We start from the raw sequence: 10,283 nt of genomic DNA on the forward strand, positions 1-10,283 counted from the left end.
TGACGACTTCCGCTACGGGAGGGCGGGTGAAAGCAGTGGTCGCCGAAAGACTTGGCGACTTTCGCTACGGTTTGGCGATTGCTTTTTCGCAGCGTTGGGGCGAGATTTTGATTGCGGTGCCGAGCGGCTGAGCAAACAGGCTGACTCGCAATTCTTCGATCATCCAGCGGACTTCGGTTACCGATTGATCACGCGGATTTCGCTCGCTCTCTGGCAGCGTCGCCATCCACCGCTGACGCAGATTCTCGACCGTTTCGGTTCCCTCGCGGTCACGCGGCGCCGAGCCGCTGGTCAATTTATCCAATCGATAGGCAATTGCGTTGAAGTAACGCGGATAGTGCTTGAGCCATTCCCACGGGGTGGCTGCAAGAAATTGATCGTGAATCAACCAATCCATCTGCTGCCGGACATCCCGCATCGCTTGATCGAAACGGTTTCCCGTGGTCGATTCGATCTGACGTCGTGCAGCAAAATAGGCGTCCGCCATTGCCGATAACCACGTGGCAACCTCTTGCGTCGCTTCGGCAATTCGTCGTACTCGTTCGCCACGTCGCTGATCGAATTCCGCTTTGTTGCGAATGACCGGTTCGTTTTCGACGAAGGCAATGCGGGCCAGCAAATCGATCAACTGTGATTCGACTGAGGCGGCCGACACGACCCCGCTCAGTTTCACTTTGGCTTGCTCGAGTGACGGCAGCCATCGCACCTGAGTTCGCAACTCTTTCTTCTCCGTCAATGCAAACAGTCGCGTCAATCCTTGACGCGACATCGCTTCGGCGGTCGCTAAATCCGACACGAGTCGGATCGCCACTCCATCGCCCTTGTCAAAGAACGCCGGGTATTGTGCGACTTTCACTCCGCCTCGCGTCCGCACCACCTCTTTGGGTAGCGATTCAATATCAAAGGTGGTCATCGATTCACGAGCCCACGACTCATCCGAATCATCCGCCTCGGCGGCCTCGGGTTGGTCTTTTGCCGAGCCTAATTTTTCTTTCAGCGGCTGAACTTCACGGCCGCTTGCGATCGTTTTGCCATCGTCATCGACCACGGTGACCAGGAACTGCAGATAGTCATCGAGTTTTTCGGACTGAAAATCATCCGCCGTCACTGGCATTTCCGCATGCCGCGAGAATGCGGCACACACCGACGGCATGAACGGCACTTGACCGTACTCGGGAGCCAGTTCCTGGGCGACTTTCGCGGCAACGTCAGCCGCAGGCACAAGGTTTCGCCGGATACGTTTGGGCAGCGATTTGATCATCGCGACCAGCTTGGTCTGCAGCAATCCGGGAACCAGCCACCCCAGTCGCTCGTCACTGACTTGCGGCAACGCGGCTTGATGAATTTTCAACTGGATGCCGTCCTCGTCGCCGCCCGGTTCAAAGCGATACTGAAGCGGCAACCGCGAACTGCCGATTTGCAGTTCGTCCGGAAAAGCTTCTTTGGTGATCGCTTCGCTGGCGGCTTCGATCAAATCGCCAGGCTGCATGTACGGCGTCGCGTTTTCATCGAGCGTAGGCGGCGATTGTAACCACGCTGACAAATCGGCAGCATCGCGAAGCTGCTTGGTCCACGCGGGGGCTTCGACCGAGCGATCGAATTTCTCTAAGCGGCCACGATCACACACATCCTCGGGCAGGTGCGTTTGATAGAAACGTTCCACCGAATAGGGATCGACGACCAAATCGCGGCGACGTGTTTTGGCGGCCAACGACGCGATCGATTCTTGCAATGTTTGGTTGAACCGCACGAAGCGAGCGGTTGTCTTCATCTGCTGCTCAACCAGCCCATGCTCGATCAATAAATCGCGGGCGGTCGAAGGATCAATCGGAGGCAACGGAACCCGGCGGCGGACCACCACGGGCAGCCCGAACAACGATTGCCGCTCGTAGCAAAACGCACCACTCGACTTGGAACTCCAGTGCGGCTCGCTGTACGAACGTTTGATCAGATGCGCCCCGATGGTTTCGATCCACTCGGGTTTGATCCGGGCCACGGTACGTGCATATTGCTTGGCGGTTTCGACAAGTTCGGCGGCGACAATCCACTTGGGCTTACTTGCCGCTACGCCACTTCCGGGCCACAGATAAAGACTCAATCCACCGGCGCCGGTGTATTCGCTCTTTTCTTTGACCATTGCGACACTCGACAACAGCCCGGTCAAAAGGGCTTGATGCAACGCATCGTCCAGATTGGCATCAAGCAATCGTTCGGGATCATCGGCAAAGCGAATCGCACCAATTTTCTTGCGGGCTCCTTTGCGTTCGCCCAGCGACGTCGCGACCATTTCCTTGAGTTGACGATAGACATCGGACCACTCACGCATGCGATTGGGCGACAGAAATTGCTGACGCAGCACTCGCGTCAACTTGCTGCGTGAATGCTTTTCGCGAGCCTCTTCGTAGTGACGCCATAATTTCAAGTACGACAGAAAATCGCTGTTGGGATCCTTGAACATCGCGTGTGCTTCATCAGCCGCCTGCTGTTTTTCTTGCGGACGATCACGAGGATCCTGGATCTCGAGCGCCGCGGCGATCGGCAAAATTTCGGGCAATACTCCGAACTCGTCCGCAGCCAGAATCATGCGTCCCACACGCGGATCGACGGGCAATCGGCCAAGCTTTTGACCGATTTCAGTCAATTCATGCTTGTCATCGATCGCGCGCAATTCCATCAGTGTGCGAATGCCTTCGCGGATTGATTCGGGACGCGGCGGATCGAGTAGCGGGAACTCTTCCAATCGTCCCAGCCGCAGCGTTTTGGTTTGCAAAATGACCGAGGCCAGATTGGTACGCCGAATTTCGGGCGTCGTAAACGCGTCACGCGACTCGTAATCCTCGAGCGAATACAAACGCACGCAGACCCCAGGCCCGATACGACCACAACGACCGGCGCGTTGATTTGCACTCGCTCGGCTGACCGACTCGATTGGTAATCGTTGCAGTTTGCTGCGTGGACTGTAGCGGCTGATCCGCGCGGTGCCGGTATCGATCACCGAGTGAATCCCGGGAACCGTCAGCGAGCTTTCGGCGACATTGGTGGCAAAAATGATCCGCCGCTTGCCCGCGTCGGGATGAAAAATCCGCTGCTGTTCTTTCTGCGGCAGCCGTGCGTACAGCGGCAGCAGGTCCACTCGGTTGGGCATCCCCAATCGCTTGTAATGTCCAGCGACCCGGTGGGTGACTTCGCGGATATCGCGTTCGGTGGGCAGAAAGACCAACGTGTCACCCGCACTGCCGCCTCGCGATAACGACTCGATTCCTGCGATCACATGGCGAGCGAGATCGTAGCCGCGATCTTCATCGTCGACGACTTCTTCCCAAGGCAGATAGCGGAGCTCGACGGGATACCCGCGGCCTTCGACGTTGACGATCGGAGCGGGGCCGGATTCGTCCGCAAAGTGTTCGGCAAACCGCTCGGCATCGATGGTTGCCGAGGTGATGATGATCTTCAAATCGGGCCGCTTCGACTGCAACCGCCGCAGGTAACCCAACAAGAAATCGATGTTCAGCGAACGCTCGTGAGCCTCGTCGATGATGATCGCATCATACGCATCGAGGAAGCGATCGGACTGCGTTTCGGCGAGCAGAATCCCGTCGGTCATCAGCTTGATCAACGTCTCGGGACCGGTTTGATCGCCAAAGCGAACGTGGTAACCCACGGTTTTGCCGAGCGTGGTATCGAGTTCCTCGGCCAATCGAGTGGCGATGCTGCGGGCGGCCAATCGACGCGGCTGAGTGTGCCCGATCATCGCCTCGCGACCGAGCCCGGCTTCGAGACAAATTTTGGGCAATTGGGTACTCTTGCCACTGCCCGTTTCACCGCAGACCACGATGACTTGGCGATCGCGGATCAGTTGAATCAGCTCGTCGCGATGTGACGTGATCGGCAGCTCGTCGGAGTACTCGATCCGCGGTGTCGCGGCCTTACGAGCGTCACACTGCTGGACCGATTCGGCCAGCCGTTTTGCATACGCTTCGGGGCTGAGTCGTTTTTTATCACGGCGCAAGCGAAAACGATCGATCCGCATCGCTGCATCGATGGACGGCGTCGTCGGGGATACCGACTTCGGGGCGTTCGCAGCCGCTTCGGACCCACCCGAATCGTCTGCGGGCGAGGGGGGCGTCGGTTCGGTCGTCAGCTTGGGACTGCTTGGTTTTGCATTCATCGATACCATCTTACTGAGAATGCGAAATGTGTCGATCCGAACATCGCCAAATGACCTACTCGACCTCTCCCTAAACTACGTTTGGCAGAGCTGAAAAACACTCGCACATAGAGTTATTCATGCTTATGCGTTGGAATTGCGATCGGTTTGACGCCTAAGGTTTCGACCAGGATCGCATAGAACGCAGGAACCACGATCAACGTCAAAAAGGTGGTCAGCAGCAGACCGACGATCATGCACCACGCCAATCCTTCCCACAGTGCCCCGCCGCTGAGTGCCAACGGGATCAAACCGCCCACAGTGGTCGCTGTGGTTAAGAAGATCGGCAGCATTCGCTGTTTTCCTGCGTCGATCAAACACTCACGAAACTCGGCAACGCTAAGACCAACGATCGGCCCATCGGCGGTTCCCGCACTCGCTTTCTCGCTCGCTCGTTGGGCGATCAAGATATCGGCGAATTCGACAAAGATGATCGCAGTATTCAAAACGATCCCGAACAACGCCAAGATACCAAGCTGGGGCATGAACCCGAGTGATTCGTCAAACAAAAACAACCCCAACCATGCTCCCGCCAATGCCAACGGCAGCGTCGACAAAATGATCAGCGGCTTGGACCAACCGTTGTACTGGAAAATCAAACACAACACGATCAGCACGAATGAAATCGCGAACGACATCATCATTTGCCCGCCGGCTTCGGCACTCTCCTCGAACGCGCCGCCCGGTTCGATCCAATACCCCACCGGCAAACTCTCACTCAATGCCTTCATCTCTTTGCTTTTCAGCAACCGAGAAACAACGTCATTGCCGGTCACCCCGGGCTCCATTCGCGAACTCACCTCGATCGTGCGGTTCATGTTGCGGCGGGCGATTTTGGCTAACACAAACGTGGTCTCCAGACTCGCGATCGACGACAGCGGCACCTTGCCGAGATCCCCTTCCACGAACGATTCTTGCAGTCCTCGAATCGATTGACGCTGGTTCGGTTTGAGCCGGAAATAGACCGGAACCTCGTGGTCACCTTCGCGAAATGTCGTCAACCGCAGCCCCGAGTAGTACGAATTCAACGTGCGCGCGACTTGCGAATTCGTCACGCCAGCCAAGACCGCACGATCTTGGTCCACATCGACGCGAACTTGGTAACCATCGACGCCCCACGAGTCGTTGACGTCCCAAGTTTCCGGTTGTGCTTCGACGAGTTGCTTCAAATGATTGGCGGCGGACCGCAGAATCGTGGGATCGGCAAACCCGTTCCCTGCGACGCGAAAAACCAACGGGTCGGCGGGCGGTCCCAACGCTAATTGCACAGGAACCACGCGTGCGCCGACGATCGGTTGAATCCCAAGTTCCTCATCGCCACGTTCGGCGATCTCACGCACACGCTGTGCATAGTGAGTCGTCACGGAGCTATCGGTGGTGCGAACCAAAATCTCAGCATAAGTGCGAGACTTTGGCTCGGGACTCCAGCCGAGATGCCAACGCGAGCCGCCGCCGCCGACCATCGTGCGAAACGCTCGCAATCGAGCAGGACTGTAATCGGTCGCGGCCCCCAACCTTTGCACAATCGTTTCCACTTGTCGGGCCACTGCATCGGTTTGCTTGATCGTGGCCGTTTCCGGCAAGATGATCTTCACGGCGAACTGAGTGCCATCGGCTTCAGGAAAAAATTCGGAACTGACCGGCAACGTCATAATGCCGACGATCAATAACAACGTCGCGAGCGCGGTCCCCCATTTCGCTCGCACCGCCAACCGACCGATCACCCCATAGATTCGGTAGGTCCAATTTTCCGAGACGCCCCTGGTCGCCGTATTGTCTGCGGAACCGGAATCACGCGTTTTACGCGAGCGGCGTCGAAGGCGTGAACCGAAAGGAGCCAGCGCCGAGAATGCGTTCACGACGGGCGATCCCGACTCGTCACCCTGCGGCGCACGAATGAACATGCCTGCCAAAATCACACACAACGTCATCGCCAACAACCAACTGAGTGCCAGCGTCGTGGAGACCGTGATTGGCAAGCTATAGACGTATTCCTTGCCGCCTCCTTCGAGCGAAAACAACATCGGAATGAACGCCGCCATCGTCGTTAATGTTCCGACCAACATCGGAATCGCAAGCGTATTGGCTCCGTCAATCGCTGCGGGAAAAGGCCGCATTCCGGCAATCTGATTCGTGCGAGCTTGGTCACAAACTTGAACCGCGTTGTCGACCAACAAGCCGAGCGAGATGATCAGTGCGGCAAGCGAGATTTGTTCCAGCTGGACACCCAAAGGAGCAATTAGCCCGACCGCGATTACGACGACAATCGGAATGTTCGCAGCCATCACAAACGAAGTACGAAAACCAACGACCAAATAGACCACGACCACCACGATCAAGACCGCTTCGATCACATTGATGATCACATCGTGAATCTTCTTCGCCACACTTTCGGATTGGTCCGAGACCGGAGTGACCGCGATGTCCGGTGGCAGTCGCTGTTCAACATCGGCCAACATTCGCACCCGAGCCTTGGCGGCGTCACAAACGTCAATGATGTTCGATCCCGATTTCATCGTGATCCCTAGCATCACGGCGGGAGTCACTGCGGACGTATCACCGAAACGACATAGATAATCTGCGGGATCCTCAAATCCTCGCGTCACCGTCAAACCAAGCTCGGCAAGCGGCACACTGTTGTCACCCCCGTTGGTGCGAACGGTGCTGGCGATCTGCTGAATCTCTTGAACCGCATTAAATTCACCGCCTGTTTTGACGGCGTAGTGGCCCGATTCGGTATCCAGTTCGCCTCCGGCTTCGATAATGTTTCGTTCGCGAGCCAACGTTTCCAGCTGTTCCGTGGTCAAACCGAGTTGTGACCAATTGGCGAGTCCCGTTTCGATAAAGATCGCTTCATCTCGCTCGCCAAACATCTCGACTTTGGCCACCCCCGGTAACAACCGCACTGCGTCTTGGACCTCTTCGGCAAAGATTTCCAGCTGACGAGGCGAATACAGATCCTGCGGGCGAACGTGGTCACGGTCATGCGAGGGTGTTTGATGCACGGCCAGCAATAACACCGCCGTATCGCCAAATTCATCGTTGACGACCGGAACGATGTCGGGCTCAGGCATTGGTACCGTTTGCACACGCGCACGGACCTTGTCCCAAACGTTCTGGATATCGGCGGGTGCGACGTTGTCTTCCAGTTCAACAAAAATCGTTGACTGGCCCGTCAACGTCGTTGACCGGGTAAAGTCAACCTCTTCGATACTGATCAAACTCTGTTCGATTTTGTCAGTGATCAATTCTTCGACGGTTTCCGCAGGCGCCCCTGGCCACGAGGTCGAAACGACACAAACGCGAATCGTAAACTCGGGATCTTCACGACGCGGGATGGTGACATAGGTAAATGCGCCGCACACCATCGCGAGCAGCACGACCGAGATCACGATCGGGCGATACTTGACCACCAATGCAGGGAGTGACATTACAAGGCCTCCGATTCATCAATGTCCGCTTTCTCATCGATGTCTGCATCAGGAACATTCAGGGGCACGTCGTTGTCGGTGGTCACGGCTAACGCGGCTTGCACAATCCGCACCGCTTCACCGTCATGCAAATAATGAACGCCTCCGACGATGACTTGCATCCCATCGGTTAATGCGGGCGATTGAATCTCGACCAACGAACCGACATCCAAATTGCCTGATTGCTTCAATTGAACCGGTAACTTTTTCGCGTGACCGTCTTGGGCGACAAACAAGAACGTCTCGCCCGATTCCTCGTAGATCGCATCGATCGGCACATGAAAACCAAAATCCGCATCGTTGCTAGAGAGATCCACAGTGACTAAGTCGCCAGGCCGCAGCATCCACTGGGCTCCCGCGTCCAACACCACCGATTCGCCGTCCCAATTGGACGCGGCGGACGGGCCCTGTTCCAATTCGCCAATGTAGATCGTGTCCAGCGATAGTGTTTCGCTGCCGCCATCGTCATCCAAAAACGACACCGAGCGAAACACCCAGTTGCCTAGAAACGGAATCCGCAAATCATTTTCAACCAAACGTTGGCGTTTGACTTTTAAGATTTTGGGTAAGACGTCGTTCAGTTTTGCATTGCTGACGCGATAAACGAAGGCACCTTCGTCATCATGGTGGATCGACTTTTCTTCTACCAACGTCACCTCGGCGGGGGTTCCCATCATGCGATTCAGTTTCAGCGGCCAAATATCTTCGGACCTGGCCACGGTGTCCTCTGAAATGGAGTCCGGCAAATTGTCACGAAACTTCTCGTTCAGCAGCAACAGCGTCATCGTAAAGGTTCGCGTGGTCGGATCGGCGCTGGGTGCGATGCTATAGACAAACGCATTAACGTGCCGCATCGTGCCATCGGGCAATTCAAACGACGCGGGCAGATTTCGCCGTTGGCGAATTTGACGTGATTGCTGAGATGACAACTCGACTTCGACCTTGATCGGGTTGGACATCTGCAGACGCAGCACCGGTGATCCCGCGGTCACGACACTGCCAGGCACCACCATCACCTCGGCAATTTGACCTTGATAGGAACCGAAAAGCGTGGTGTTTTTCAGGTCGCGTTCGGCATCTCGAAGCACCTGCTGGGCACGCCGGATCTCGGATTCAGCGGACTTCAATTCCGCGCGAGTCTGCTTCTCGCTTGCCTCGAGTGATCGCAACGCTGTCGTCCGCGTTTGCACCAAATTCTCAGCTTGGTCGTACTCGGATTGAGACGCGGCTTGCTGAAGATTCAGCTTTTGCATTCGCTCGAATTCGATTTTTGCCAAATTCAAATCCGCCTCTGCCGACTCGATCTCCACCGGCAACGCTTCAAGCAATCGGATCTCGATACTCTCTTTTTTACGCTCGGCCACCTCAACATCCGCCTTCGCTGATTGGACAGCAATGTCGTATTGAGCCGTTTCAATTTGGGCAAGTGGAGTGCCCGGTTGAATGAGTTTTCCATCGGGATCAACGATCCGGCCGTCCACGTCCAAGCCAGGTTCGAGCACCCATTCCAACCGCCCCGAAACTTCGAAACCGAGATCCTCGGTCTTCCACGATTTGACGCTACCGGACGCCATAAAGGATGATGGAGGCATCGCTTTTACTAACGTCATCACCGTCACCGGTTGAGCCGCCTTGTCTGCAAATTCCATCGGCGGTTTCTGACATCCCGTTGCGATGATGCAACCGCATATCACGAGAAGCAGACACCAACCGCTGCGGCGAGCCGAACGCGTTAGCCTACTTTGCATCGGAGTTTCCTTTTTCGCTGGGCTGCAACAATTTCACGAGCGTTCGCTGGAGCAACGGCGCAAAATCAACACGAAAATCGCTGTATTTTGGTTCTTCGAGAATAGCGACGACTTGATCGCTGGGATGAGCCATAGGCCACAGTCCAGCCACCACGGAGTGATACTGAAACAAAAAATCCTTGGCTGCTGCCAACGAAAGCTGGGGCAACGTTTGGTGAATCAACGTCACAAATCGATCGGTCGGCTCTAGCAGCGACTCTTTAAATTCCGTGATCGCTTCGTCGGAAAGATTGCGTTCGAGCACCACCGCCAGCACCACTTTCAAGCGGCACAGTCTGGGCCGCGATGTCAATTCGTCGACCAGTGCCGCAGCGACACGCTCGGGCGTAGGTTTGCGGAGACGATCGAGCCGTTTCTCGATACCCTCGAGCCACGACTGCAACTCGTGACCGTAGAGCGACAAAAACACTTCTTCCTTGGTTTTGACGTAGTGATACAGACTGGCTTTGCCCACCCCCGCGCGCTCGGCCACATCCCGCATCGAGATTTGCGAAAGCTCTTTCTCGTCAAACAGAGACGCGGCCGCATCCAGAATCGCGGTCATTCGCTCGGCTTTTTGCGCCGGTTTCCTCGCTCGCTGCCAATTCATTTTGTGGGACTCCCATCATCGCACTTCAAGACACGACCGCCGGCCCACTATTTATCGACCGCCGGTCGACAATAGTTTAATCATGTCGCCTCGATCCTGTCTAGAGCAGCGCCGAGCCGCACTATGGAGGTAAGCCGGGGGGGCGTAAGGCGAGCCCTTTCAAGCTAGCATAAACCATATTCGTGCCGCATTCGTAACTGAATGTAAGC

General features: G+C 56.0%; 4 protein-coding genes. All 4 read right to left on the minus strand.

What is annotated here, in order from left to right; genetic code table 11:
- Nucleotides 1-64: 64 nt before the first annotated feature.
- On the minus strand, nucleotides 65-4,168 hold the full coding sequence (gene hrpA / locus ABD971_RS26485) for an ATP-dependent RNA helicase HrpA (RefSeq protein WP_345326862.1): 4,104 nt from the start codon (nucleotides 4,166-4,168) through the stop codon (nucleotides 65-67).
- A 113-nt stretch (nucleotides 4,169-4,281) separates the two neighbouring features.
- Nucleotides 4,282-7,638, minus strand: a complete 3,357-nt coding sequence (locus ABD971_RS26490; protein WP_345326863.1) for an efflux RND transporter permease subunit — start codon at nucleotides 7,636-7,638, stop codon at nucleotides 4,282-4,284.
- Nucleotides 7,638-9,425 carry an efflux RND transporter periplasmic adaptor subunit gene (locus tag ABD971_RS26495; protein ID WP_425571376.1) on the minus strand — a complete coding sequence of 596 codons (1,788 nt, stop codon included), beginning with the start codon at nucleotides 9,423-9,425 and terminating at the stop codon, nucleotides 7,638-7,640. Before ABD971_RS26495 ends, ABD971_RS26490 begins: the two co-directional genes overlap by 1 nt.
- Nucleotides 9,415-10,074 carry a TetR/AcrR family transcriptional regulator gene (locus tag ABD971_RS26500; RefSeq protein ID WP_345326864.1) on the minus strand — a complete coding sequence of 220 codons (660 nt, stop codon included), beginning with the start codon at nucleotides 10,072-10,074 and terminating at the stop codon, nucleotides 9,415-9,417. The genes ABD971_RS26495 and ABD971_RS26500 overlap by 11 nt, the downstream gene beginning before the upstream one ends.
- Nucleotides 10,075-10,283 lie beyond the last annotated feature (209 nt).

This window comes from Novipirellula rosea (assembly GCF_039541335.1).
Taxonomy (GTDB): Bacteria; Planctomycetota; Planctomycetia; order Pirellulales; family Pirellulaceae; genus Novipirellula; species Novipirellula rosea.